General features: G+C 66.4%; 24 protein-coding genes. 11 read left to right on the top strand and 13 right to left on the bottom strand.

What is annotated here, in order from left to right:
- Positions 1-4: 4 nt before the first annotated feature.
- From FIV09_RS15265 to FIV09_RS15240, 6 genes are all read left to right on the top strand, one after another.
- Positions 5-1738: a sensor histidine kinase gene (locus FIV09_RS15265; RefSeq protein WP_152451202.1), complete on the top strand. Its 1734-nt coding sequence runs from the start codon at positions 5-7 to the stop codon at positions 1736-1738.
- A 100-nt stretch (positions 1739-1838) separates the two neighbouring features.
- Positions 1839-2282: an HPr kinase/phosphorylase gene (locus tag FIV09_RS15260; RefSeq protein WP_152451200.1), complete on the top strand. Its 444-nt coding sequence runs from the start codon at positions 1839-1841 to the stop codon at positions 2280-2282.
- 106 nt (positions 2283-2388) lie between these two features.
- Positions 2389-3309: an RNase adapter RapZ gene (rapZ, locus tag FIV09_RS15255; RefSeq protein ID WP_152451198.1), complete on the top strand. Its 921-nt coding sequence runs from the start codon at positions 2389-2391 to the stop codon at positions 3307-3309.
- Complete coding sequence (locus tag FIV09_RS15250; RefSeq protein WP_152451196.1) at positions 3306-3722, top strand: PTS sugar transporter subunit IIA; 417 nt, start codon at positions 3306-3308, stop codon at positions 3720-3722. The genes rapZ and FIV09_RS15250 overlap by 4 nt, the downstream gene beginning before the upstream one ends.
- Before the next feature lie 24 nt (positions 3723-3746).
- Positions 3747-4025: an HPr family phosphocarrier protein gene (locus FIV09_RS15245; RefSeq protein ID WP_152451194.1), complete on the top strand. Its 279-nt coding sequence runs from the start codon at positions 3747-3749 to the stop codon at positions 4023-4025.
- 1 nt (position 4026) lies between these two features.
- Entirely contained in the window at positions 4027-4923 is an 897-nt protein-coding gene (locus FIV09_RS15240) for a lysophospholipid acyltransferase family protein (protein WP_152451192.1), read from the top strand.
- 23 nt (positions 4924-4946) lie between these two features.
- On the opposite strand, the gene FIV09_RS15235 is transcribed toward FIV09_RS15240, so the two are convergent.
- The 4 genes from FIV09_RS15235 to FIV09_RS15220 form a co-directional block, all read right to left on the bottom strand.
- Positions 4947-5366 carry a PaaI family thioesterase gene (locus FIV09_RS15235; protein WP_152451190.1) on the bottom strand — a complete coding sequence of 140 codons (420 nt, stop codon included), beginning with the start codon at positions 5364-5366 and terminating at the stop codon, positions 4947-4949.
- Between the two features lie 39 nt (positions 5367-5405).
- Positions 5406-6068: a ligase-associated DNA damage response endonuclease PdeM gene (gene pdeM / locus FIV09_RS15230; RefSeq protein ID WP_152451188.1), complete on the bottom strand. Its 663-nt coding sequence runs from the start codon at positions 6066-6068 to the stop codon at positions 5406-5408.
- Positions 6069-6124: 56 nt separating this feature from the next.
- The gene (locus tag FIV09_RS15225; RefSeq protein WP_152451186.1) at positions 6125-8569 is read right to left on the bottom strand and encodes a ligase-associated DNA damage response DEXH box helicase; all 2445 of its coding nucleotides are present in this window, start codon (positions 8567-8569) and stop codon (positions 6125-6127) included.
- 114 nt (positions 8570-8683) lie between these two features.
- On the bottom strand, positions 8684-9268 hold the full coding sequence (locus FIV09_RS15220; RefSeq protein WP_152451184.1) for a VOC family protein: 585 nt from the start codon (positions 9266-9268) through the stop codon (positions 8684-8686).
- Positions 9269-9416: 148 nt separating this feature from the next.
- On the opposite strand from FIV09_RS15220, the gene FIV09_RS15215 reads away from it, so the two are divergent.
- Entirely contained in the window at positions 9417-10157 is a 741-nt protein-coding gene (locus FIV09_RS15215) for a VWA domain-containing protein (RefSeq protein WP_254702242.1), read from the top strand.
- A 165-nt stretch (positions 10158-10322) separates the two neighbouring features.
- On the top strand, positions 10323-11024 hold the full coding sequence (locus tag FIV09_RS15210; protein ID WP_152451182.1) for a VWA domain-containing protein: 702 nt from the start codon (positions 10323-10325) through the stop codon (positions 11022-11024).
- 117 nt (positions 11025-11141) lie between these two features.
- On the opposite strand, the gene FIV09_RS15205 is transcribed toward FIV09_RS15210, so the two are convergent.
- The 9 genes from FIV09_RS15205 to FIV09_RS20485 form a co-directional block, all read right to left on the bottom strand.
- On the bottom strand, positions 11142-12221 hold the full coding sequence (locus FIV09_RS15205; protein WP_152451180.1) for a BMP family ABC transporter substrate-binding protein: 1080 nt from the start codon (positions 12219-12221) through the stop codon (positions 11142-11144).
- A gap of 23 nt (positions 12222-12244) precedes the next feature.
- On the bottom strand, positions 12245-12976 hold the full coding sequence (locus tag FIV09_RS15200) for an ion transporter (RefSeq protein ID WP_152451178.1): 732 nt from the start codon (positions 12974-12976) through the stop codon (positions 12245-12247).
- Positions 12973-13896 (bottom strand): ABC transporter permease, encoded by a 924-nt coding sequence (locus FIV09_RS15195; RefSeq protein ID WP_172975750.1) that lies wholly within the window; start codon positions 13894-13896, stop codon positions 12973-12975. Before FIV09_RS15195 ends, FIV09_RS15200 begins: the two co-directional genes overlap by 4 nt.
- On the bottom strand, positions 13896-14981 hold the full coding sequence (locus FIV09_RS15190) for an ABC transporter permease (RefSeq protein ID WP_152451176.1): 1086 nt from the start codon (positions 14979-14981) through the stop codon (positions 13896-13898). Before FIV09_RS15190 ends, FIV09_RS15195 begins: the two co-directional genes overlap by 1 nt.
- Before the next feature lie 90 nt (positions 14982-15071).
- Entirely contained in the window at positions 15072-16595 is a 1524-nt protein-coding gene (locus FIV09_RS15185; protein WP_152451174.1) for an ABC transporter ATP-binding protein, read from the bottom strand.
- The gene (gene xdhC / locus FIV09_RS15180; protein ID WP_152451172.1) at positions 16562-17503 is read right to left on the bottom strand and encodes a xanthine dehydrogenase accessory protein XdhC; all 942 of its coding nucleotides are present in this window, start codon (positions 17501-17503) and stop codon (positions 16562-16564) included. The genes FIV09_RS15185 and xdhC overlap by 34 nt, the downstream gene beginning before the upstream one ends.
- On the bottom strand, positions 17500-19989 hold the full coding sequence (locus tag FIV09_RS15175) for a xanthine dehydrogenase molybdopterin binding subunit (protein ID WP_152451170.1): 2490 nt from the start codon (positions 19987-19989) through the stop codon (positions 17500-17502). The genes xdhC and FIV09_RS15175 overlap by 4 nt, the downstream gene beginning before the upstream one ends.
- The gene (gene xdhA / locus FIV09_RS15170; RefSeq protein ID WP_152451168.1) at positions 19986-21368 is read right to left on the bottom strand and encodes a xanthine dehydrogenase small subunit; all 1383 of its coding nucleotides are present in this window, start codon (positions 21366-21368) and stop codon (positions 19986-19988) included. Before xdhA ends, FIV09_RS15175 begins: the two co-directional genes overlap by 4 nt.
- Positions 21369-21543: 175 nt before the next feature.
- Positions 21544-21717, bottom strand: coding sequence for a hypothetical protein (locus FIV09_RS20485; RefSeq protein ID WP_172975749.1), 174 nt, complete (start codon positions 21715-21717; stop codon positions 21544-21546).
- Between FIV09_RS20485 and FIV09_RS15165 the strand changes: the two genes are divergently transcribed.
- The 3 genes from FIV09_RS15165 to FIV09_RS15155 all read left to right on the top strand — a co-directional run bounded on the left by FIV09_RS15165 (position 21704) and on the right by FIV09_RS15155 (position 26568).
- Positions 21704-21925: a hypothetical protein gene (locus tag FIV09_RS15165; RefSeq protein ID WP_152451166.1), complete on the top strand. Its 222-nt coding sequence runs from the start codon at positions 21704-21706 to the stop codon at positions 21923-21925. The genes FIV09_RS20485 and FIV09_RS15165 overlap by 14 nt on opposite strands.
- A gap of 57 nt (positions 21926-21982) precedes the next feature.
- On the top strand, positions 21983-25546 hold the full coding sequence (dnaE, locus tag FIV09_RS15160; protein WP_152451164.1) for a DNA polymerase III subunit alpha: 3564 nt from the start codon (positions 21983-21985) through the stop codon (positions 25544-25546).
- A 107-nt stretch (positions 25547-25653) separates the two neighbouring features.
- Positions 25654-26568: a hypothetical protein gene (locus tag FIV09_RS15155; protein WP_152451162.1), complete on the top strand. Its 915-nt coding sequence runs from the start codon at positions 25654-25656 to the stop codon at positions 26566-26568.
- Positions 26569-26575: the final 7 nt, after the last annotated feature.

Raw genomic sequence — 26575 nt, 5'->3', positions numbered from 1 at the left:
CGCGATGGCGATGGCCGAACGGATAGGGATGACCGGCAGAGAGCCGAATGACAGCCGCCAGGACGACGATGTCGTTCTGGGTGACGACTGGGTTGCGCCCGATTCCACGGTCGAGAAGGAGCTGCGCGAAAGTCGCGCGCGCCGCTCCATGTTCTCGCTCAACCGCTCGCCGCTGACGCGCAAGATCATCACCTTCAACCTGATCGCGCTGAATGTCCTCGTGGCGGGGATCCTCTACCTCAATTCCTCGCGGGATACGCTCGCCATTCAGCGCGCCTCCGCGATGGAGGCGGAGGTGGAGCTGGTGGCCGATGTCTTCGAGGCGCAATTGCCCGACATACCGGAAGCGCGGCTCGGCAGCGAAAGCGGCGTCGATGTTGCGGCCACGCTCGAAGGCCTGGATCTACGGGAGGGCACGCGCGTCCTCGTCTTCGACACGGAAAAATTCCTCGTCGGCGATCGCACCGGTGCCTTGTCCCTCAGCAACAGCTTCGCCGTGGATGCGGAGACCGAACAGCCCACCGTGATCTCGGATTTCCTGGGGCGTGTCTGGTCGGGGCTTTCGGGCGTCTTCACCATGCTGGCGGGTGATCCGCCGCTCTCCGAAGAGGACCGGCTGCGCCGCCTGATCGAAACGCTGGAGGCGGGCAGGACCCATGTGGTGCAATCCAGCGCCGCCACGGGTGAGACGCTGTTCACCGCGCTGACGCCGATCCAGCGCGCCGAGACCACGCATGGCACATTGGGCCTCGTGGCGGTCGCCTCCGAGATCGACATCGCCGTCCGCCTTGAGCGCGAGCGGGTGCTGCAGATGTTCGTCATTGCAACGCTCGTCTCCATCGGTCTGAGCCTGGTGCTGGCCTCGACCATCGCCAATCCCATCTCCGACCTCGCGGATGCCGCTGAAATCGGACGCGACCGCAACAAACGCTCCAGCCAGCCCGGACGCATCCGCATTCCCGATCTGACCGCACGACCCGACGAGATTGGCCGCTTGTCGGGCGCATTGCGCGGCATGGTGGGTGCGCTTTACGATCGGATCGACAGCAACGAACAATTCGCAGCCGACGTCGCCCACGAGATCAAGAACCCGCTTGCATCCCTGCGCTCTGCCATCGGCTCGCTCAGGATCGTCAAGAAGGACGAGCATCGCGGCAAGCTCTTGGACGTGATCGAACACGATGTGCGCCGGCTCGACCGCCTGGTCTCCGATATTTCCAACGCCTCGCGCCTCGATTCCGAGCTGGTCAAGGAGGAGGAGCAGGAATTCAACCTCCTGGAGATGCTCGATAACCTGACGCAGTATCTTGGCGAGGATGCGCGCAAGAAGGGCATCGAGTTCATCGCCGATCTTCCGACCCAGCCCATCGCGATCCAGGGCCTCGAGGCGCGGCTGGCGCAGGTCTTCGTCAACCTCATCACCAATGCCATTTCCTTCTGCGAGGATGGCGACGCGATCCGCGTCTGGGCGCGCAAGCGCGACAACAGGGTGCTCGTGGTGGTGGAGGATACTGGCCCCGGCATCCCCGATCAGGCCCTGACGAAGATCTTCAAGCGCTTCTATTCGCAGCGGCCGGAGAACGATTTCGGCAACAATTCCGGCCTTGGCCTCGCGATCTCGAAACAGATCGTGGAGGCGCATAACGGCGTCATCTGGGCCGAGAATATTCGCCCGACCGAAGCCGACATCTCGTCCGAACCGCTGGGCGCCCGCTTTGTCGTGGGCTTGCCGATCTGATCGCGGTGGGGCGCGGAGGCGAAGGCGTTGTCGCAGCGCCGGTCTTCGACACCAGTACCTTCACGCATGAAGCGGGCGCGTTGTCCCAAGGGCTTTCCTGATGGACCCTGATCCGCTTTCCGGCGCGGAGCAGATCGTCCCGCACGCCTCGACCGTCGCGCTGTTCGGGCAGGCCTGCCTGATCCGGGGCGCGTCGGGCTCGGGGAAGTCCGCGCTCGCGCTGCAATTGATGGCGATGGGCGCGGTGCTGGTCGCCGATGATCGCACGATCCTGCGCCGCGCGGGTGACGATGTCATTGCAAGCGCGCCCGAAGCGATCCGGGGGCTGATCGAGGCGCGCTTCGTCGGGCTGTTGCGCGCCGATATCGCGAACGATGTGCCGCTCGGGATGATCGTCGATCTAGATGTGCCGGAGACGGAACGTCTACCGCCCCTGCGAACGGATACGATCCTTGGCCGCGCAATCCCCGTTCTTTACCGCTGTCCCGATCCCGCCTTCCCGGCGGCGATCCGGCAATACCTGGCACATGGGCGCCAGGCATGAGCCGGGCAAACCCGGATTAACCTTTCGTTCACGATTGCGGAATTCGGTCTTCCGCGCGCGGTTGCGGTCTTTATATGAGGGCCAAACCTGACGGATTGCCTTTCCCATGACCGACGCGCGCCACACCATCATCCTCGTCACCGGGCCCTCGGGCGCCGGGCGAACCACGTCGATCAACGCGCTTGAGGATTTCGGATACGAGGCGATCGACAACATCCCCCTATCGCTCGTGCCCCGTCTTCTCGAGGGACCGGTGCCGCCCGGCGGCATGGCGCTGGGTATGGATGTGCGCAACCGTGATTTCTCGGTGCCGACGCTGCTCGATCTCGTGGCGGCTCTGCGCGACCGTGATGATATCGCGCTCAGCCTTCTCTATCTCGATTGTACTGAGGAGACGTTGCTCCGCCGGTTTTCCGAGACGCGGCGCCGTCACCCTCTCAGCCCCGAGGGGGAGCCTGCCGACGGCATAGCCCGCGAATTGGCGCTTCTGGCCCCCCTGCGCGACACGGCGGATTACCTGATCGACACGTCGGAGCTGTCGCCGCATGACCTTCGCGCGCGGCTCGCGCAGGATTTCACCGCTCCGGATGACGCGCAGCTTGTCGTCAGCCTCGTGTCCTTCTCCTACAAGCGCGGGCTGCCGCAAGGTGCGGACATGGTGTTCGACTGCCGCTTCCTGCTCAATCCGCATTGGGATCAGGCGCTGCGCAGCGAAACGGGGCTGTCGCAATCCGTGCAGGACTATATCGCGCAGGATGCGCGCTACGCGCCGTTTCTGGAAAAGATCACGGATCTGTTGCTGTTCCTGCTGCCCGGGCACCGCGCGGAGGGCAAGACGCATGTGACCATCGCCATCGGGTGTACCGGGGGGCAACACCGCTCCGTCGCCGTGACAGAAAGCGTGGCGGGCGCTCTTGCGCAGGCGGGCTGGCAAGTGTCAACTAGACATCGCGAGTTGGAGCGGCGGGGTCTGGTGCCCGGCAGCGCCCGTCTCGGACACGGCGGAAAGGACGGAAGTCGGCTTTGATCGGGATCGTCATCGTGGCGCATGGTGGATTGGCGCGGGAATACCTCGCGGCGATCGAGCATGTGATGGGCGAGCAGCCGGGCATCCGCGCCATAGCGATCGCCCCGGTGCATGACCGCGCCGCCAAGCAGGGCGAGATCTGCGAAGCCGCCGATGCCGTCGATGAGGGCCAAGGTGTGGTGATCGTCACCGACATGTTCGGTGGCTCGCCCTCGAACCTGTCGCTGCGCGCCTGTCAGCCCGAAAACCGCCGCATCCTCTACGGCGCGAACCTGCCCTTGTTGATCAAATTGGCGAAATCGCGTCATCTGGCCGTACCCGATGCCGTGCGCATCGCGCGGGAGGCTGGCCGGAAATACATCGACAGCCAGAATATCGAGCCCGGCAGCGTCGCCGTGTTGCAATCGGGATGAAGGCGGCGCCGGAGTGAACGAGACATGACCGAGTCCATTCGACGCGAATTGCAGATCGTCAACGAAAAGGGCCTGCACGCGCGGGCCTCGGCGAAATTCGTCGAAGTGGTCGAGGATTTCGATGCCGAGGCGGAGGTGTTCCGCGATGGCATGCAGGCCTCGGGCGACAGCATCATGGGGCTGTTGATGCTGGCCGCTGCCAAGGGCAATTCCATCGAGGTCGAGACGCGCGGTCGTGACGCCCTTCCGCTGGCCGATGCCATCGAAAAACTGGTGGCGGATCGCTTCGGAGAGGGCCGCTGACATGCGCCCGGAATCGCTTCCCTCCACCACCGGACCCTGTTCCACCTCGGAGGAGCCCGCGGAGGTCACCCCGGTTCAGGCTCCTTATGACAAACGCAAGCTGAGCTACGCCAACACCTTCGGGAACCCGTGGAAGGCCAACACCATCCGCGCGATGGAATGGATGACGGGCAAGCTGACGCTATTGCGCATGGTCCGCCGGTTCGAGCGGCGGGGCCTCGTCGAAGGGCAGGCCTTCTGGGCACGCGCGCTGGAGATCATGGGGATCGACATCGAAACCCCCATGCGCGAGATCGCCCGCATCCCCAAGACCGGCCCCGTCGTCGTGGTGGCCAACCATCCCCACGGTCTTGTCGATGGCATGGTTCTGGCGGAAATCATCGGACGGCAGCGGCAGGATTACCGCATTCTCACGCGCTCCTTGCTGACGGGCGTGGATGAGGTTGCGCATTTCATGATCCCGGTGCCGTTCCCGCACGAGCCCGATGCGCGGCAGCAGGGGCTCACGATGCGCGCCGAAGCGATGGCGCATCTGGCCCAGGGTGGTCTGATCGCGGTGTTTCCCTCGGGCGTGGTGGCGTCGTCGGATCGCGCTTTCGGCCCCGCCGTCGAGCGGGAATGGAATGCCTTCACCGCCAAGATGATCCAGCGCTCCGGCGCGACGGTGGTGCCCATCCATTTCCCGGGCCAGAATTCGCGCGCCTACCAGATTGCCAATCGGCTGTCGCCGACCTTGCGGCAGGGCCTCCTGATCCACGAGGTGGTCGCAGCCTGTGGCAAGCCGCAGGCCCCCATCGTCGGGCGCCCGCTCGATCCTGCCGCGCTCGAGGCGCTGGCGCCGAACGGCCGGGATCTGTGCGCCCGGTTGCGGGACCTCACGCTGTCTCTGGGACGCTAATCGGGGTCGGCCGGGCGGCCCGGCTAGCCTGCATCCACAGGCACCATCGTGCCCTGTAACGTGGCGACATGCGTCTCCCGTCCGTCCGCGATCGCATAGACATCCGAGGCCACCACGATCAGCCGCCGCCCGGGTTTGATGATCCGTCCGCGTGCGATCAGTCGGTCGCCGCGCGCGGGCGCCAGAAGATGGATGCCGATCTCGGAGGTGACGACCTCGCGACCCTCCGGCAGGATCGACAGCGCCGCATAACCCGCCGCGGAATCGCCCACGGAAAAGGTCAGGCCCGCATGGGCAAACCCGTGCTGCTGGAGATGCGCCGCCCCAATGGGCGCGCCGATTTCGACCGCGCCGGGGGCCACGGAAACCAGCGTCGCGCCAAGGCTCGTCATCATGCTCTGGCGCGCGAAACTGGCGCGGATACGGGCGTCGAGGTCACTCATGCGGACAGGAAGCCACGGGGCTGGCGCGGGCGCAAGCCCTCAGCGCGGCATCGGGATCGCCAGGGGGCGCGGACCGGTCAGGATCGCGCGGGCATCCTCCGCCATCAAGCGCCGGAAGGCGGCATGTGTCGAATGCAGTCCGCCGGTATAAGCGCCATAGGCGGGCAGGATCATGCGCCTGCGGTCGATCAGGAAACAGGCCCGCGTGATGGTTCGTCCCCGCAGCGCCAGCCGCGCCTTGGGGTGGTAATGCCCCGACACCTCCGCCTCTGCACCGGGGGTTGCGATATGGCGAAAGGTCAGCGGGCCAAGCTGGTGCTGTCGGGCATGAGCGCCGCCGATGCCGACGGGGCCGGGATCGTGATTGCCCTCGATCCAGATCCATCTGCGCCCGGCCTGCAAACGCGTGATCCAGAGGATTTCATCTTCGCTCAGGGCCGCGCCCGCCGCGACACTGTCGAAGGAATCCCCGAGGCAAATGACCACCCGCGCGCCGGTGGCTTCGAGGTCGCGATCCAGCCGCGACAGCGTCTCGACCGTGTCATAGGGCGGCAACAGCGCGCCGCCTCCCGATACGGGCCGCGCAGCCTTGCCGAGATGCAGGTCCGAGACAACGAGAAGCGCCTCGTCCGGCCAGTAGAGCGCGCCCGAGGGCAGGGCCTGCAACGCCGCATCACAGAAGGTGAAGTCGTGGGTGTTCATGGCTTGTTCTTAATGCGCCCGCGAAGCCGCCCGCAAGGGCGAATGCGCGGGGCGCCTCACCAGGGCACGCGCCAGACGGGGCGCGCGGGCGCGTCGACCTGCGCCAGACCGGACTCGTCCAGAAGCTGCGTGATCTCCTCCTCGATCAGGCGATCATCGGCATCGCCCCGAATGGGCACACGCCCCGGCTCGAGGAACAGCGGCGCGGCGAGCGGCGTCACACGGTCGAGCCGCAGAAGGTCGATCCGGTCGCCCACCCGCGCGCACATCTCGCGGATGCGGGCGAAGTCCACGAGGCCGCGCATCGCCTCCTCGCGCGTGATCTGCAACATCAGGTGGCCGGGGTCATACTTGACCAGCGTGTCATACAGAATATCCGACGACATCGTCGCCTGCCGTCCGGTCTTGCGCTGCCCGCCCACCTGCCGTTCGATCAGACCCGCAATCGTGGCCGAGGCCCGGAAGGTCCGCTTCATCACCGCATTGCCCTGCAACCAGCCCTCGAGCCCCGCCTCCAGCCGCTCCAGATCGAAGAGCGGCCGGGGATCGCGCGCCGCATCGAGCCCCCAGATCAACGTCGCGTAATCCGTGGCAACGAAGCCCATGGGGGCGAGGCCCTCCTCCTCCATCCGCTTGGTCAGCAAGAGCCCGAGCGTCTGCATCGCGTTGCGCCCCGCAAAGCCGTAGACCACCAGTTGTTCGCGCCCATCATGGGGAAAGCTTTCGATCAGAAGGCGCCCGGGCTCGGGCAGGCGCGAGACATCGCGCTGCAGCCGCAGCCAGTCGGCGGTGTGATCGGGCAGCTCCGGCCAGTCTTCCTGTTGGAACATGGTCACGATGCGACTCGACAGCTGCGTCGAGGTGGCGAATTTCGTACCCATGAAGGTCGCGATCTTGGGTTTGCGCGTGGCCTCCCGGCTGACCTCCACCACCATCTCGCGCAGGCCCTCGTAGCGGACGATCTTGCCACCAATCAGGAACGTATCCCCCTTGGTCAGCGAGGCGGCGAAGCCTTCCTCGACCTCGCCCAGGGGTTTGCCGCCGCGCCCGCGCATCTTGACCTTCAGCGTGTCCGTGTCCTGGATCGTGCCGATATTCTGCCGGATCCGCACGGCGGAGCGCGGATCGCGCAGTTCCCACTTGCCATCATCGCGCTGGCGGATGCGCTGCCACTGGTCGTAAGCGCGCAGCGCATAACCCCCCGTGGCGCAGAAATCGAGACAGGCATCGAACTCCGCCCGCGTCAGCCCGGCATAGGGCCCTGCCGCGTTCATCTCGGCAAAGAGCATGTCGGCATCGAAAGCGCCCGAGGCCGCCGCGATCAGGATATGCTGACAGAGCACGTCGCGCGGTCCCGGCCCGCGCGGCTCCCCATCGAGGTCGCGGGCCTTCACCGCCTCAAGTGCCGCGACGCATTCCACCACCTCAAAGCGGTTCGCGGGCACCAGAAGCGCCTTCGAAGGCGCGTTGTAGCGGTGGTTCGCCCGCCCGATCCGCTGCACCAGTCGTTTGACATTCTTGGGTGCGCCCACCTGGATCACCAGATCCACATCGCCCCAGTCGATCCCGAGATCGAGGCTGCCGGTGCAGACGATGGCGCGCAATTGCCCAGCGACCATTGCCGCCTCCACCTTTTCGCGCTGGGCGCGGTCGAGGCTGCCGTGATGGATGCCGATGGGCAGCCCGTCCTCGTTGGCGAGCCAGAGGTTGTGAAAGAAGATCTCCGCCTGCGCGCGGGTATTGTGGAAAATCAGCGTGGTCTTGTGCTGGCGCACGGCCTCCAGCACGGCCGGAATGGCGTATTTCGCGCCACCGCCGGACCAGGGCGGCGCCTCCTCGGTCACCAGCATGGAGATGTCAGGCTCGGGGCCGGGATCGGCCTCGATGATCTCGCAGGGGTCTGGGTGCCGCGCCATCAGGCGGGCGACCGCTTCGGGGTCGTCCACCGTCGCGGACAGGCCCACCCGGCGCAGTGTCGGACAAAGTGTCTGGAGACGTGCCAGCGCCAGCATCAGCTGATCGCCGCGCTTGCTTTCGGCCAGCGCGTGGATTTCGTCGATGATGACCCGCTGGAGGCCCGCGAACATGCGCGGCGCATCTTCGTAGGAGGTCAGAAGCGCCAGGCTTTCGGGCGTGGTCAGCAGGATATGCGGCGGGTCCGCGCGCTGGCGTTTCTTCCGGCTGGCGGGGGTGTCGCCGGTGCGGTCCTCGACCCGGATGTTCAGACCGGCCTCGGCAATGGGCGTCGAGAGGTTGCGCTTGATGTCCGAGGCGAGCGCCTTCAGCGGGCTCACATAGAGCGTGTGCAGCCCGGGTTCGGGCGCTTCTCCCAACTCCGCCAGCGTGGGCAGGAATCCCGCCAGCGTCTTGCCGCCGCCCGTGGGCGCGATCAGCATCAGCGCAGGCGCGTTCGCACGGTCGAGCATCGCGGCCTGATGCGGGTGCATCTGCCAGCCGCGTCGGTCGAACCAGGTCTGCAGGGAAGCGGGTAGGGTGTTCATGCGCGTCACATAATGCTCCGCGGGGCCAAGCAAAATAGCCCCGCGTGTCGCAGCGGCGTCGGCCGGTCGCGCTCCGGCCCCCGCCTTCTGCCCTTATTGCCCGTGGGCTCCGTCTTACCGGTAGGGATCTTTCGGGCTGCGATCATCGGACAGCGTCTGCTGACGCCGCTCCACGAGCAGTTCGATCGCATCGGCCAGATGCACCTCGGCGATGTTGTAATCGCCACGCGCCACGCGGATCCGGTGCGCCTCGATCATCACGTCCGCATGGCTGCAGCCCATCGGCGGCTCGAACCGGTAGCAGGCCAGCTCGATCAGGAAGCCCAGCGGATCCTTGAAATAGATCGAATCCATGAAGCCCCGATCCTTCGGCCCGGAATGCGGGATGCCGCGTTCGTCGAGGCGGCTGACGACCTGGCTCCACACCGCCTTCGAGACGTTGAGCGCCAGGTGATGCACGCAGCCCGGATCGGTGGGCGTCCGGTCATGCACGGGCTTGCGTTTTTCGTTGCTGAAGATGGTGATGAGCCGCCCGTCGCCCGGATCGAAATAAAGATGCCCTTCGTCCGGATCGTCGAGATTGGGCTGATCGAAGATGAACGGCATCCCCAGCAGCCCTTCCCAGAAATCGATCGAGGTTTGCCGATCCGCGCCGGTGATGGTGATGTGGTGCACGCCCTGCACTTGAAGCTTTTTCATGGGGGCTCTCCCGTTTCCTGTCTGTTGCCGGGAAGGATAGCGCGTCTTTGCGGCTTGGCGCGTTCAAGCCATGTTTTCTTTCTTGAAACGCAGCAGACGCTATACTTGTCGCAACGCCAACCTGCACGGTCCAAGCCGGAGAGATATCATGCCCAGACGCCTCACGCGCGCCGTGGCGCTTGCCGCCAGCCTCGGCTTGAGCATGCCCGGCTGGGCGAGCGAGCTTTGCACCGAGGATGCGATGATCGTCTTCGACGGGTCGGGCTCCATGGCCGAGACGGGCTTCAACCAGATCGGAAAGCCGCGCATCTTCGAGGCGCGCCGCGCCGTGCGAGAGGCGGTGCCCGGCATCGCCGAGGCCCGGCGTCTGGGCCTCGTGATCTACGGGCCGGGCCGCGCGGGCGAGCCGGGTATCTCCTGCAAGAGCGTGGATATCCGCTTCGGCCCGCAATGGCAGGCAGCCGCCCCCATCATCGACGCGGTCGACGGGCTGGCGCCTGCAGGCGATACGCCTCTGACCGCGGCCATCGCCACCGCAGCGGATGTGCTGGACTATCGCGACCGTCCTGGCGCCATCGTGCTTGTGACCGATGGGAAGGAGACCTGCGGCGGCACGCCCTGCCTGTTGGCGGCGGAACTGGCCGCCGATGCCGCGGACCTGACCGTGCATGTGATCGGCTACAAGGTGCGCGGCGATTTTTTCAGCTGGGAAAGCCAGAACAACCAATACGAGGACGCCGAGACCGTCGCGCGTTGCCTCGCCGACCGGACGGGCGGGAAATACGTCTCCGCCGAGACCGTGTCCGAACTGGTGGCGGCGTTGCGCGTGACGCTCGGCTGCAACGTCTACGGTGCGAGCGCAAGCGCTGGAATGCACCGTCCGGGCTGAAAATCGATAAAATTTCGCTCAAATTGCGATCAACTGCGCCTGTTTTGTGGGCGATCGGGCCTAGGCGCCTCAAGCGTGGGCCCCGACGCACGCCGCAACAAGGAATTGTTCACCGGTCTGTGCCATCTCTTGGGTCAGGGAGGATCACCCATGGAGGCATAGCCCATGTTTCGATCCTTGGTCTCGGGCGCACTCGCCCTGTCGATGATGACCACAAACGCCGCCGCTGGCTGTTACGAGGACGCCATGATCGTCTTCGATGCCTCCGGCTCCATGGCGCAGTCCGTTGGAGGCTCGGACTCGCCCACGCGCATCGCAGAAGCGCAAACAGCCCTTCGGCGGGTCTTGCCGATGGTCCCGGATGAACGCCCGGTGGGCCTTCTCACCTACGGGCCGGGTGCGCTGGGCTTCTGCGAAAACTTCGAGGTGCGCCTCGCGCCGGAACCGCATCAGCGCATGCTGATCCAGTCGGAGATCGACGCGCTGTCGCCCTTGGGTGACACACCGCTCGCCCGCGCGGTCGAACTCGCGGCCGAAGCGATGTCGTTTCGCGACAAGCCTGCGGTCGTGGTTCTTGTGACCGACGGGCGCGACACCTGCGGATCCTCGGTCTGCCGGGTTGCGCAACGCCTGGCCGATGAGAGCAACGATCTGACGGTGCATGTGATCGGGTTCCGGTTCGCAGGCTACGAGCCGGGGCAGGATATGTACCGCACATCGCCGGGCTGCCTCTCGGCCTATACCGGCGGGCATAACCTGAGCGCGCAATCGCTCGACGATCTGATCGGCGCCTTGCACCGCACGCTGACCTGTCCGCTGGTGGCCGGGCTGGCGCCTGACGCCGCTGCGCCCTCGCGCCTGCAATAGCGGCTTCAGGCGGGGCGACAGGCGGCACGAAAAAACGCGCGCCGGGATGGACGCGCGTTTCCGATAGATCAAACGGCGCGGGGCGGTTTGTCGCCGCGCCGCACCTTCACGTGACGATCAGTTCGGGATCTCGCCGGTCAGGCCTTCAACATAGAAGTCCATGCCGAGAAGTGTGCCGTCATCGGCGGTCTCGCCCTCTGCCAGCCAGACCGAGCCGTCCTGCTTGTTGATCGGGCCGGTGAAGGGGTGGTACTCGCCCGAGGCGATCGCCTCCTTCATGGCCAGCGCCTCTTCCTTCACATCCGCGGGCACGGCGTCGGAAATCTCGCCGATGCCGACCATGCCGGGGCCGATGCCGTCCCATGTGTCGGTCGATTCCCAGGTCCCGTCCATCACGGCCTTGGTGCGCTCGATGTAGTAGGGCGCCCAATCGTCGATGATCGAGGAAACGCGCGGCAGCGGGGCGAATTCCGACATGTCGGAGGCCTGACCGAAGGTGATGATGCCGCCCGCTTCCTGTGCCGCGGCCTGCGGCGCGGTGGAGTCGGTGTGCTGCAGGATCACGTCGGCGCCGTTCTCGATCAATGCGCGCGCGGCGTCCGCCTCTTTCGCGGGATCGAACCAGGTGTAGGCCCAGACGATGGAGAACTCGACATCCGGGTTCACCTTCTTGGCGTGCAGATAGGCCGAGTTGATGCCCCGGATCACTTCGGGGATCGGGAAGGAGGCGATGTAGCCGATCTTGTTCGTTTCGGTCATCTTGCCCGCGATGTGGCCCTGAATTGCGCGGCCTTCGTAGAAACGCGCGGAATAGGTCGAGACGTTGTCGGCGCGCTTGTAGCCGGTGGCGTGCTCGAACTTCACGTCCGGGAACTTCTCGGCCACGGCGATGGTGGGATCCATGTAGCCGAAGGACGTGGTGAAGATCAGGTCCGCGCCCGACAGCGCCATCTGGGTGATCGCGCGCTCGGCATCGGCGCCCTCGGGCACGCTTTCCTGGAACACGGTCTCGACGGCGTCGCCGAATTCTTCCTCGACCGCAAGGCGACCCTTGTTGTGCTCATAGGTCCAGCCGCCATCGCCGATGGGACCGACATAGATGAAGCCGACCTTCGTCTTCTCTTCGTGTTCCGCGGCAAAGCTGGTGGTGGCAAGTGCCGCCGCGGCGGCGGTGGCAAGCAGTGTTCTGCGCAGCATGTATCGTTCTCCCTGATGCTGATTCATGTTTGGCCGCGATCATCGTCACGGCGATGGCCTCTTAGCAAGGCCGAGGTGATCACACCGGCGGGAATCGCGATGATTCCCAGACCGATGAGTAAAATGAAGCCGGTGAAGATGCGGCCCCCCATGGTGATCGGATAGACATCTCCGTAGCCCACCGTGGTCAGGGTGGCCAGCGCCCACCACAAGGCGGCGGGGATCGACCCGAACTTCTCGGGCTGGGCTTCATGTTCGAAATGGTGGATGCCGACGGCCGCGATGAATAGCACGATCACGGCGGCGAAGGTGAAGAGGATCAGCTCATCGCGGCTTTCGGCGAAGGCGCGCTCGATCCGGGCCATGGCGCTGCTGAGACGCAGGAGTTTCAACAAGCGGACGGCGCGCAGAAGGCGCAGAAGCCGCAGGCTCTGCCAATCGGGCAGAAGCATCAGGATCGCGGGCAGGATCGCCAGAAGATCGAGGATGCCCCAGAAGCTCGTGGCATATTGCAGCCGGTTCGGCGCCGACCAGAGCCGCGCGGCATATTCCACGGTGAAGATCGCGAGGATGATGTATTCGCCGATCCACAATGCGCGATGCGCGGCCTCGGGCAGGCTTTCCATGCTTTGCAGCGTCAGCATCACGGCCGAGGCGAGGATCACGCCATGCAGCGCGAAGGCCAGCTTTCGGCCATGGACCGGATCGCTGCCGCGCAGCGCGAGGTTGAGCCGGTTTCTCGCAGCCTCGCTCATTGCGTCGCGTGGAACGGATGTCCGAGCGAGGCGGGCGCCCCGTGATTGCCCCGTGCCGAGATCGCGACCAGCACGAAGATCGTCATCAGGTAGGGCGAGGCCGACAAGAGCGCCACCGGCACCGCAGCCCCCGCGGCCTGCAGGTTCAGTTGCAGCACCGTCACCCCGCCAAAGAGGTAGGCGCCGATCAGCACCCGCTCCGCCCGCCAGGAGGCGAAGACCACGATGGCCAGCGCGATCCAGCCCGCGCCCGCGGTCATGCCTTCGGTCCATTGCGGCACGCGCACGAGGCTCAGATAGGCGCCGCCGAGGCCCGCGCAGGCCCCGCCGAAGAAGATCGCGGCCATGCGCACCCGCACCACCTTGTAGCCCAAGGCATGGGCCGCATCGTGGCTTTCACCGACCGCCCGGAGGATCAGGCCCGCGCGGGTATATTTCAGGAAGGCCCAGACCGCCGCCACGAGGGCGAGCGACAGGTAGACCATGATATCGTGCGAAAAGAGCATCCGCCCCAGCACGGGCAGGTCCGATAGCGGCCCGAGGTCCAGCTTGGGCAGGGTCGGGGTCTTCATCCCCTCATAGGGTTTGCCGATCAGCGATGAGAGGCCCAGACCCACGAGCGTCAGGCCAAGCCCGGTCGCCACCTGGTTCGACAGCAGAACCTGCGTCAGAAACCCGAAGGACAGCGACAGCACGGCCGAGGCCAGCGCCGCCGCGGCAAAGCCCAGGGCAGGCTGCCCGGTATTGATCGCGACGGCAAAGCCGACCACCGCGCCGGTGATCATCATGCCCTCGACGCCGAGGTTCAGCACGCCGGATTTCTCCACCACCATCTCGCCGATGGCCGCCAGCAGGATGGGCGTCGCCGAGACCATGATCGACGCGACAAGAAGGATCGGTGAGATCGAGGAGAGGTCCATTACGCCGCCACTCCCTGTCCGATGCGAATGCGGTAATTGGTGAAGACGTCGACGCCCAGAAGGAAGAACAGCAGCATCCCCTGGAACAGCTGGATCGACGCGCCGGGTACGCCCAGCATCAGCTGCGCCAACTCGCCGCCGATATAGGTCAGCGCCATCAGGAGGCCCGCCAGCAGAATGCCCACGGGGTGCAGCCGCCCGAGGAAGGCCACGATGATCGCGGTGAAGCCATAGCCCGAATTGAAGTCGATGGAGATCTGGCCCGCCGGTCCCGTGACCTCGAAAAGACCCGCAAGACCGGCCAGCGCGCCCGCGATGCCCAGACACAGGACCACGATCCGCGTGGGGTTCACGCCGGAAAAGCGCGCCGCGCGCGGCGCCTCGCCGGTCAGGCGGATGTTGAAGCCCTGGATGTGCCGCGCCATCAGCACGTAGGCGAGGATCACCGCGATGAAGGCCGCGACCACGCCCCAATGCAGGCCGGTGCCCGCGATCAGCTCCTCGTTGGCGGCAGCGTCCCATTGGCGGAAGTTGCGGCTGCCCGGAAAGCCCATGCCTTCGGGATTGCGCAACAGCCCCGAGGAGACGGAGGCGAGGATCGATTCCGCCACATAGACCAGCATCAGCGAGACGAGGATCTCGTTGGTGCCGAAGCGCGTCTTGAGGATTGCGGGGATCATAGCCCAGGCCCAGCCGCCCAGCGCACCTGCCAGCACCATGAGCGGGAAGATCAGCACGCTTTCGGACGGGTAGAGCGCGAGTCCCGCGCCAGCCCCCACCACGGCGCCCATGATGTATTGCCCCTCCGCCCCGATATTCCAGATGCCCGCGCGGAACCCCAGCGACAGCCCGATCGCGATCAGGATGAGCGGCCCGGCCTTCACCAGAAGCTGGGGACGCGAATAGGAGGCGAATTGCGGGTTGAAGAGCGGATCCCAGAAGATCGTGCGGATCGCCTCCAGCGGCGGCTTGCCCAGGACCGCGAACATGATGCCACCGACGATCATGGTCAGGATCACCGCGATCAGCGGTGCCGCTGCCGTCCAGAGGCGCGATGGCTGCGGGCGTTTCTCAAGCCGGATCATGGGGCCGTCCCTTCAGCGTTGCAGCTCGGCGCCCGGCGCGTGCCTGCCGCGGTCAAGGGGCGTCCATCCGCGCGGGGTCCGGGCATAGCCTCAGGCCGTGTCATGGGCGACCTCCATGTCATGCGCGCCGCCCATCATGAGGCCGATCCGTTCGACGGTCAGCTCCCCGACGGGCCGCATGGCCGACAGCCGTCCCTCGTTCAGGGCGGCGAAGCTGTCCGATATCTCCATCAGCTCGTCGAGGTCCTGCGAGATCACGAGAATGCCCGCGCCATCGGCGGCAAGATCCAGAAGCGCCTGCCGGATCGCGGCGGCCGCGGCGGCATCGACACCCCAGGTGGGCTGGTTCACCACAAAGACGTCCGGCGCCTGCACGATCTCGCGCCCGATCACGTATTTCTGCAGGTTGCCGCCCGAAAGCGCGCGTGCGGCGGTCTGGGCCGAGGGCGTGCGCACATCGAAGCGCTCGATCACCGTCTCGGCGAATTGGCCCGCCTTGCTCCAGTCGATGAAGCCGCGCCGAAGAAGGTGCGCGCGCCGCGACGCGGTCAGCACGCCGTTCTCGACAAGGCTCATATTGGGCGCGGCGGCATGGCCCAGCCGTTCCTCGGGCCCGGAGAGAAGCCCCATGTCCCGCCGCGCAATGGGACCCGTCCGGCTGATATCCTGCCCCTTGAGCATGATCGCGCCCTTGGCGGACCGCCGCTCGCCCGACAGGGCTGCCAGCAGCTCGTCCTGGCCATTGCCCGCGACGCCGCCGATCCCGAGGACCTCACCCGCGCGCAGCGACAGGCTGACATCGCGCAGGGGCGTCCCGAACGCGCCGGGGGCGGGCAGGGACAGGTTCTTGACCTCCAGAAGCACAGCGCCGGGCGTCGTGGGACGTGCTGCGGGCGCGGCAAAGCTCGCCCCGACCATCATCTCCGCCAGCTCGCGCGCGGTGGTCTCGGCGGGGGTGCAGGTCGCCACCTTCTTGCCCAGCCGCAGGATCGTCGCGGTGTCGCACAGCGTCCGGATCTCTTCGAGCTTGTGCGAGATATAGAGGATCGACGTGCCCTCGCTGCGCAGTTTGCGGAGCGTCTCGAAGAGGATCTGCACCTCCTGCGGGGTCAGCACGCTGGTGGGCTCGTCCATGATCAGAAGGCGCGGGTCCTGCAGCAGGCAGCGGATGATCTCCACGCGCTGGCGTTCCCCCGCCGAGAGCGTGCCCACCACACGGAAGGGATCGAGCGGCAGGCCGTACGCCTCCGAGACATCGCGGATACGCTTTGCGAGGTCCCGCGTTCTCGGTGGATTTTCCATGCCGAGGGCCACGTTCTCCGCGACGCTCAGCGCATCGAAGAGGGAGAAATGCTGGAAGACCATCGCCACGCCCGCGCGCCGCGCCTCGGCGGGTTCGGAGGGCGCGAAGGGCTGACCGCGCAGCGTCATTTCGCCGGTATCGGGTTTGACCAGCCCGTAGATCATCTTGACCAGCGTGGATTTGCCCGCGCCGTTCTCGCCCAGAAGCGCGTGGATTTCCCCTTCGCCGATCTCGAAGGAGACATCGTCATTGGCGACGACCCCCGGATAGGCCTTGGTCAGGCCCCGGAGGCTGAGGAGCGACTGTCCCAAAGCGCACCTTCCCTTGCGTTTTCCCACTGGAGTAGCTGGGCCGCGACACCCAGTGCAATGGCCTGCGGGTGCTTGCCGAGCGATTTCTGCCCAATTGGGCAGCAAATGCGACCGATTTCAGCGTCCAAATGGCCAAGGGCTGTCAGCCGTTTGCGAAAGCGCGCCCATTTCGTGTCCGATCCGATAAGGCCCGCGAAGGCGAAACCGCGCGTCAGAAGCGCGTGGCAGAGCGCGAGGTCGATCTCGTGGCTATAGGTCAGGATCAGATGTGCGGCCTCCGCAGGCGCATGCGCCGCAAGACGCGGCAGATCGGAAGCGGGCAGGGGCGTGACAGCGTCCGGCACCGCGTCGGGAAACCGCGTGGGCCCGGTATCGGCCCAGGTGATCGCAACATCCGGCAGCGGATGCAGCACATCCACGATGGCGCGCCCCACATGACCCGCCCCCCAGATCCAGAGCGGACGCTGCGCCCTGGTGACCGGCTCCACCATCCAGCCATCGATAAGCTGCGGGGCCCGGATCACACCCTGACCACGGGCCTCCGAGAGGTGACGCCGGACGGAGAGGGGCATCTCGCCCGGACCGCGTGCAAAAAGGCCGCCCTCTGGCACCGCCGCCACCGCCTCCGCATCGAAGATCTCGGTCAGCAGGGTCACGCGGCCCCCGCAGCATTGCCCCAGATCGGGGCCGAGCGCGTGGCGGCTGAGGCCAGCGCCGGTCAAGGCGCGGCGCGCGGCCTCGTATTCCAACGTCCCTCCGCCGATCGTGCCTGCCTGTCCACCCGCCCAGACCAGCATCGCGGCACCCACCTCGCGCGGGGTGGAGCCTGCAACTTCGGCCACCACGACGCGCGCCACGCGGCCATGGGCGGCGACGGCGCGGGCCAGGGCGGCGCGATCGAAGCTCATCCGCGCACCCGCCGCACGGCGCGCAGCACCGCCTCGGGTGTCGCGGGGGCATCGAGCGCGGGATATCCCGGCCCGCAGGCCGCCACCGCATCCGACAGCGCGAAGAACACGGACATGCCCAGCATGAAGGGCGGCTCGCCCACGGCCTTGGAGCGATAGATCGTCTCCTCGCGGTTATCCGCGTCCCAGAGCGCCACGTTGAAGACGTCCGGGCGATCCGAACAGACGGGGATCTTGTAGGTCGCGGGCGCATGGGTGGTCAGCCGACCATCCGCGTCCCAGACGAGCTCCTCGCTGGTGAGCCAGCCCGCGCCCTGCACGAACCCGCCTTCGATCTGGCCCCGGTCGAGCGCGGGGTTCAGCGAGCGGCCGCAATCATGCAGGATATCGGTGCGCAGGATCCGGTGCTCGCCCGTGAGCGTGTCGATCACGACCTCCGAACAGGCCGCGCCATGGGCGAAGTAGAAGAACGGCCGCCCCTGACCCTTGATGCGATCCCAGTTGAGATTCGGCGTCTTGTAAAAGCCGGTCGAGGACAGGCTGACACGGGCCTCATAGCAGCGCTTGGCGGCCTCCGCGAAGGGCATCTCTGCGCCCCCGACCGTGACGGTGCCGCGTTCGAAGCGCACATCCGCCGGATCGGCCTGATGCTCCGCGGCGAGGAATTCCGCCATGCGGCCCCGGATTGTCTCTGCGGCGGTTTTCGCGGCCATGCCGTTGAGGTCCGATCCCGACGACGCCGCCGTGGCCGAAGTATTGGGCACCTTGGCGGTATCGGTTGCGGTGATCTTCACCGCGCTTGTCTCAAGGCCGAAAACCTCCGCCGTGACCTGCGCGACCTTCTGGAACAAGCCCTGGCCCATCTCGGTGCCGCCATGGTTCAGCACGAGGCTGCCATCCTGGTAGACATGCACAAGCGCACCCGCCTGGTTGAGATGCGTCAGCGTGAAGGAAATCCCGAACTTCACCGGTGTCAGTGCGAGCCCGCGCTTCAACAACGGATTTTCGGCGTTCCACGCGGCGATGGCGTCGCGCCGCGCGGCATAGGCGCAGCTTTCGGACAGCCGCTCGGTCATGGCGTGCAGCACGAAATCCTCGACCGCCATGCCGTAGGGTGTGGTCTGACCGGCAGGCACAGGCGGCGCGCCACCTTCGGGCACCGATCCCTGCGCCCCCCGCGAGGCCAGATCGACGTCGGGCTCCGGAGCGGCGTCCTTTGACGCATCGGACCCCGCAGATGCCGCCGCCGCCTCATCGGTGTGCGCAGCGCTGTCCCCCTGGTTCACCTTTCCAGAAAAACGCGACGCCGTCCCATCCGACCCGTCCGACGCCGGGGTATCGCCCGCCTCGGCGTAGTAATTCCGCCGCCGGATCTCCAGCGGATCGAGCCCGAGCTGATGCGCGGCGTGATCCATCACCCGCTCGATCCCCATCATGCCCTGCGGGCCGCCGAAGCCGCGAAAGGCCGTGGCGCTTTGGGTATTGGTCTTCAGCCGGTGGCTCTCGATCCGCGCGGCAGGCAGGTGGTAGGCGTTGTCCGCATGCAGCATGGCGCGGTCGGCCACGGGCAGGGACAGATCCTGCGCCCAGCCGCAGCGCATCAGGTGCACGAATTCGACGCCGGTCAGCCGCCCATCCGCGTCAAAACCGGCGCGGTATTCGACGCGGATATCGTGACGCTTGCCGGTGATGATCATGTCGTCATCGCGATCATAGCGCATCTTGGCAGGCCGGCCGGTCTTCGCCGCCACGATGGCGCAGGCGATGGCCAGCGCATTGCCCTGGCTTTCCTTGCCGCCGAAGCCCCCGCCCATGCGCCGCGTCTCGACACGCACCGCATGCATCGGCAGGCCCAGCGCATCCGCGACCTTGTGCTGGATCTCGGTCGGGTGCTGGGTCGAGGCATGGACGATCATGTCCCCGCCTTCCTGCGGCAGGGCGAGCGCGGCCTGACCCTCCAGATAGAAGTGCTCCTGCCCGCCCACATCGATCTCGCCCGTGACCACATGCGCGGCCTCGTCAATGGCCTCGCCCGCATCGCCCTTTTCCCAGATCCGCGGGCCGTCCTCGAAGCGGCTCCCCGCCTCGATGGCCTCCTCCACGGTCAGGATCGCGTCGCGCTTGCGGGTGTCGATCACTGCTTGCCGGACGGCCTTCCGGGCCTTGAGGTGACTGTCCGCCGCGACAAGAAACACCGGCTGGCCAAGATAGTGGATCGTATGGCCCGAGAGGAGCGGCTCGTCATGGGCCGAGGGCGAGCAATCGGCGGGCCGGTCGAGATCGGCGGCTTCCAGCACCAGGGCCACGCCCGGTGCCTCGCGCACCTTTCCAAGGTCGAGCTTGGTAATCCGGCCCGCGGCGATGGGGGCCATCCCGAAAGCCAGGTGCAGGCAGTCCGCCGGTGTGGGAATATCGTCCACATAGCGTGCGGTGCCGGTGACATGCAGCTTCGCGGCATCATGGGGCAGGGGTTTGGCGACGCTCATGGGCTCACCTCCAGGACCGAGATGGCCGCGCCCGTTGTCTCCGCAAGGCAGCGCCGCAACATGCCGCGCGCCGCGTCGAGGCGATACTCGGCGGAGGCGCGCATGTCGGACAGCGGATCGAAATCCGCCTCGAACGCCTCAAGCGCCGGCGCGATGCCTTTCTCGGACCAGTCCGCCCCGATGAGCGCCGCTTCGACCGCGGGGCTGCGTTTGGGCACGCCCGCCATGCCGCCGAACGCCACCCGTGCGTCGGTGACGCGACCCTCTTCGCGGGTGATGGAAAAGGCGCCGCACACGGCAGAGATATCCTGATCGAAGCGCTTCGACAGCTTGTAGACGCGCAGATCGGGCGCATTCGCCGGGATCGAGACATCGAGCACGAATTCACCGCGCGCGCGGTCCTGTTTGCCGTAGCTGATAAAGAATTCCTCAAGCGGCATTTCACGCACCGCGTCGCCCGCGCGGAGCCGGAGCGTCGCCCCCATCGCGATGAGTGCCGGTGGATTGTCCCCGATGGGGGAGCCATTGGCGATATTGCCGCCGATGGTCGCCGCGGCCCGCACCTGCGCGGAGCCGTAGCGGCGGATCATCTCGGCATAGGCCGGATGGCTTTCGCGGACCCTGTCCAGCACGCGGTCCATCGTCACGCCTGCGCCAAACCGGATGCGGTCCTCTTCGGTGGTGATCTCTTGCAGATCGGTGCAGCGGTTGAGGAATATGACGGTGCCCAGATCGCGCAGACCCTTGGTGACCCAAAGCCCGACATCCGTGGCGCCCGCCACGAGCGTGGCCTCCGGGTGCCGCGCATAAAGACGTGCCAGATCATCGGTGTCGCGCGGGGCGAATGGACCGGTCTCACCGGGCTCGGATAGCGGATCGGTCAGCTGGGAAAGATCATCCCGCATCCAGTCGGGGACCGGTGCCTCGGTCGCGGCTTCGGCCGCGCGCACGATGGGGGCATAGCCGGTGCAGCGACACAGATTGCCCGCGAGCGCGTCGTCATGGCCTCTATCGCCATTGAGATGCGCCACCGCCATCGACACGACGAAGCCCGGCGTGCAGAAGCCGCATTGGCTGCCGTGATGGTCGATCATCGCCTCCTGCACCGGATGCAGCGCGCCACCCGGGCCCGCGATGCCCTCGACCGTGCGCACGGCGCGGCCATGAAGCTGCGGCAGGAACAGGATGCAGGCATTGAGCGCACGCGCGCCGTGATCGTCCGTGACCATCACCGTGCAGGCGCCGCAATCGCCTTCGTTGCAGCCCTCCTTGGTGCCGGTCAGGCCGCGCGTCTCGCGCAGCCAGTCGAGCAGGGTGACGGTGGGGGCCACGTCCTTCAGCTCGACACTCTCTCCGTTGAGAAGAAAGCGGATATCCATGATGAAACCTTGCCGCCTTACCGTGGGCCCGTGACATGCGCGCCCTCGATGCGGCGTAGAAGGCGGCGGGCTGTCTTTGTGTCAGACAGGCTAGGAGCGGGACCCGGGGATATGCAAGGAAAAACGCGCGGGAGGCGGGCGTGACGTGGCCGCGCCGCCCGCGCGAGAGGCAGGTTCAGTTTCCGTCGCCCTGGATGGCCTCGCCGGTATTCTCGATCGCTTCGCCCACATTCTGCTGGGTGTTCTCGATCGCCGCCTCGCCCTCGGGGCTGAGGTCGAGGAAGCCGAAGAAGATCAGGATTGCGATGATGACGATCACCGCGATGATGAAGCCGATGAGTTTTGACATGTCGACATTTCCTTGCGCTGTAGACGTGGAAGAAGTGTCGGCGGGCGCGATCGGTTCCCGTCTCTTCGCGCAGTATGACGTATTCGTCGGGATGGCGCTTGCGGGCAGGATCAAACCCGTTGGCGGGCTTGGACATGCCGAAAACCCGCGACATCCAGGCTGGTCGGTCACCGGCCCGACCACCTTGTTCGTGCAGCCTCTGAAATGACGGCTGACGCTACGGATGGGGCTTTCGGAGGGAGAGAGCTCAGCATATCGTGTCCGCATGGCAGATCCCCGATTCATCCACCTCCGTCTTCACACCGAATATTCCCTGCTCGAAGGGGCGATGCGGCTGAAAAAGCTGCCCGGCCTCTGTGCAAAGGCGGGCATGCCCGCCGTGGCGGTGACGGATACGAACAACCTCTTTGCCGCGCTCGAATTTTCCGTGGGCGCTGCGGATGCGGGCATTCAGCCCATCATCGGCGCCTGTGTCGATCTGCGCTTCGTCGAGCCCGGTCCCGGCGAGCGGCCGCGCGACCCGGCGCCCGTGGTTCTGCTGGCGCAGACGGAGCGGGGCTACGAGCATCTGATGAAGCTCAATTCCTGTCTCTACCTGCGCGGCGACGGGGAATTGGCGCATGTCACGCTCGACGAGCTGGAGGCGCATTCGGAGGATCTGATCTGTCTCAGTGGTGGGCCGGATGGTCCGGTCGGCCGGCTGTTGCAAAGTGGCAGCCGGGGTGCGGCCGAGGCGCTGATGGTGCGGCTGCACGCGATCTTCGGCGACAGGCTTTACGTCGAGTTGCAGCGCCATCCGGGCGAGGACGGCGCACCCGAGGCCGAGCGGCAGACAGAGCGCGGATTCGTTGAGATGGCCTATGCGATGGGCATCCCACTTGTCGCGACAAACGATGTCTATTTCCCGCAGGCCAAGATGTACGAGGCGCATGACGCCCTGATCTGCATCTCCGAGGGCGCCTATGTGGACCAGCAGGAGCCGCGCCGCCGCCTGACCCCGCAGCATTACTTCAAGACGCCCGAGGAGATGGTGACGCTCTTCGCCGATCTGCCCGAAGCGGTGGAGAACACGATCGAGATCGCGCGTCGTTGCGCCTTCATGGCCTACAGGCGCGACCCGATCCTGCCGCGCTTTGCCGATGACGAGGTCGACGAATTGCGCCGCCAGGCGAAGGAAGGCCTTGCCGCGCGGCTGGCGGTCATTCCCCATGCAACGAGCGTGGAAGACTATGAAAAGCGGCTCGATTTCGAGCTGGGCATTATCGAGGGGATGGGCTTTCCGGGCTACTTCCTGATCGTGGCCGACTTCATCAAATGGGCCAAGGATCACGACATCCCGGTGGGTCCGGGGCGGGGCTCGGGTGCCGGCAGCCTCGTGGCTTACGCGCTGACGATCACCGACCTCGACCCCTTGCGCTATTCGCTGCTGTTCGAGCGGTTCCTGAACCCCGAACGGGTCTCGATGCCCGACTTCGATATCGACTTCTGCATGGATCGCCGCGAAGAGGTGATCCGCTACGTCCAGGAGAAGTATGGCCGCGACAAGGTGGGCCAGATCATCACCTTCGGCGCGCTGTTGTCGAAGGCCGCCGTGCGCGACGTGGGGCGGGTCCTGCAGATGCCTTACGGGCAGGTCGACCGGCTGTCGAAGATGATCCCCGTCGAGGGCGTGAAGCCCGTCTCTATCGAGAAGGCGCTCGCAGATGAGCCGCGCCTGCGCGAGGAGGCACGCAACGAGGAGGTCGTGGACCGACTGCTGACCTATGGCCAGCAGGTCGAGGGGCTCTTGCGGAACGCCTCCACCCACGCGGCGGGCGTGGTGATCGGGGACCGGCCCTTGGATGAGCTGGTGCCGCTCTACCAGGATCCGCGCTCGGACATGCCGGCGACGCAGTTCAACATGAAATGGGTCGAGCAGGCGGGCCTCGTGAAGTTCGACTTCCTGGGCCTGAAGACCCTGACCGTGATCCAGAACGCCATCGACCTCATCCACAAGGGCGGACGGCCCCTGCATGTGGCCGAGGACGGCAGCGAGATCTATGCGCCCTTTGAGGGGGCGGAGAACGATATCGGGCAGATCCCGCTCGATGACGAAAAGACCTACGCGCTTTATGCCCGTGCCAAGACGGTCGCGGTGTTCCAGGTGGAAAGCTCGGGCATGATGGATGCCCTGAAGCGCATGAAGCCCGACTGCATCGAGGACATCATCGCGCTTGTGGCGCTCTACCGGCCCGGCCCGATGGAAAACATCCCGAAATTCTGCGAGGTCAAGAACGGCCTGTCAGAACGCGACACGCTGCACCCGTCGATCGACCATATCCTCGACGAGACGCAGGGCATCATCGTCTACCAGGAACAGGTGATGCAGATCGCGCAGGAAATGGCGGGCTACTCGCTTGGCGGCGCGGACCTTCTGCGCCGCGCCATGGGCAAGAAGATCCAGGCGGCGATGGATGCCGAACGGCCCAAGTTCCTGGCGGGCGCCAAGGAAAACGGCGTCGACAAGGAGAAGGCCACCGAGGTCTGGAACCTCTTGGACAAGTTCGCCAATTACGGCTTCAACAAGTCCCACGCGGCGGCCTACGCGGTGGTCAGCTACCAGACCGCGTGGCTCAAGGCGAACCACCCGGTGGAGTTCATGGCGGGCGTCATGAACTGCGATATTCACCTGACGGACAAGCTCGCGGTCTATTTCGAAGAGGTGAAGAAGGGGCTCGGCCTGCCCTGGGTGCCGCCTTGCGTGAACCGCAGCCAGGCGACCTTCGACGTGCAGGACGGGGCGCTCGTCTATGCGCTGGGCGCGCTGAAGAATGTGGGCCTCGATGCGATGCGGCTGATCGTCGAGGGGCGCGGCGGCGCCGCTCATCCGCCCGGGCGGGCGTCTTCGCAGGACGGGGCGAGGACGCCGGAGACGGCGGAGGAGCGGCCCTTCGCCACGGTCTACGATCTGGCGCGGCGCGTCGATCTCAAGCGGATCGGCAAGCGGCCCCTCGAGATGCTGGCGCGCGCGGGCGCCTTCGACCAACTCGATCCGAACCGGCGTCGCGTGTTTGAAAGCCTCGATGCGCTGACCGCCTATTCCGCCGCGATCCACGAGCAGAAGGCCTCTGCGCAGGTGTCGCTTTTCGGGGAGGCGGGCGAGGATCTGCCCGAGCCGCGTCTCGCGCCGGTGAATGACTGGTTGCCCGCGGAACGGCTCGCCGAAGAATTCAAGGCCGTGGGCTTCTATCTCTCGGGCCATCCGCTCGACGATTACATGCCCGCCTTGAAGCGCGAGGGCGTGCTGACCCTCGACGAGGTGATGAAGAAGGCCGAGGCGGGGCCGTGTCTCGCCAAGCTCGCGGGCTCCGTCGCCGGGCGGCAGGAGCGCAAATCGGCGCGCGGCAACCGCTTTGCCTTCTGCCAGCTCTCCGACCCCACCGGCGCCTACGAGGTCACGCTGTTCTCCGAGACGCTGGAGAAAAGCCGGGAGCATCTGGAGACGGGCGCCAAGGTCGTCATTACCGTCGAGGCCACGATGGAGAGCGATCAGCTCAAGCTTCTGGGCCGTTCGGTCAGCTTGGCCGATCCGCTCATCGCCAAGGCCGGCGCGTCGGGCTTGCGGATCTACGTGGAGGACCGCGCGGCGATCCCGCAGATCGCGTCGGTTCTGAGCCGGGCCTCCGATCAATTGCCCAAGGCCAATCGCGGCCCGGTGCATCTGTGTCTCAGCGCGCAGGGCCTACCAGGCGACGTGGAGATCGACCTCGACGAGGCCTTCCCCGTCACGCCCGAGATCAAGGGCGCGATCAAGTCGCTGACGGGTATCATGGACGTGGTGGAGTTCTGAGGGTCACGGCATTGTGCGGGTCGGGCGCCGCCCCCAAAAGTCCGCCGTCTTGTCCCCGAGGCGCTCCGCGGGCTAGAGAGGCGGAACATCGAACAAAGAGGTCCGCCTTGCGCGCAGCCCCGATCCTGATCTGTCTTGCCGTCGCCCTGTCTGCCTGCGCCCCCCAGCCGGGAACGGGTCCCGAGGCGGAGGTGCCGACCTTGTCCCAGCTGGATATGGATAGTGCTGTGGGACAGGCCGAGATCGCCGCCACTCCCGCGGATACGGCCGATCAGCCATTGTCCGACGCGCCGGGCGTCGGCGGACGGCCCGTGGAGCCCGAGGCGGCACCGGAGGGCGGGCTTCTGGGCTTCTTCCGGCAACGCGCCGAGGCCGCGGCCCCGGCCGCCCCCGAAACCTCCGCCGACCGCGCGCGCGACAGCGTGCTGGCCAGTCTGCCCGCCGAGACCCGTGCCCAGCCCGCCGCGCCCGCGCCCGCAGCAACGGGCGGTGGCGGCTTCCTCGCCGGTCTCCTTGGCGGGGGCGGGGGCAACGCCCCGACGGCGCAATCCGAGGTCGGCCCCAACGAAGCGGTGGCCTTCGGCAGGATGGCGCGGCTCTGCGGCGTGGATGTCGGCCGATTGGCGACGGCCATCGAGACCCATCAGCGCTATCGCCTCTATGACACGGCGCCCGGGCAGACCAGCCCGCGCAACTGGTACATCACCGGCTTCGATGACGGCTGCGCGCGGCAATTCACGGCTGCGCTTGCGCTTTTCGGGACGGTGGAGACGCATGAGAGCCTGCGCTACGGCGCGGCCTCCAGCGATCTTCCGATGACCGCCACGGATAGCGCCTACAAGGATGTGAAATCGCGGGTCTGCCGCGTGGGTCGCAACGCGCCATGTGGCGCGCGCCTGGCGCGGCTCGACCGAACCAGCGTGTTCGTGACCGTCTATGAAAGCTTCGGAGGCGCCGCCCGCTGGATGAACGCCTTCCTGCATGACGGCGACGTGGCCGCGATCGACATCGCATCCAATTGAGCCCGCG

The sequence above is a fragment of the Roseivivax sp. THAF197b genome, assembly GCF_009363255.1.
GTDB lineage: Bacteria > Pseudomonadota > Alphaproteobacteria > Rhodobacterales > Rhodobacteraceae > Roseivivax.
Note: the sequence above shows the minus strand (reverse complement) of the source record. Positions and strands in the feature narration are given on the sequence as shown.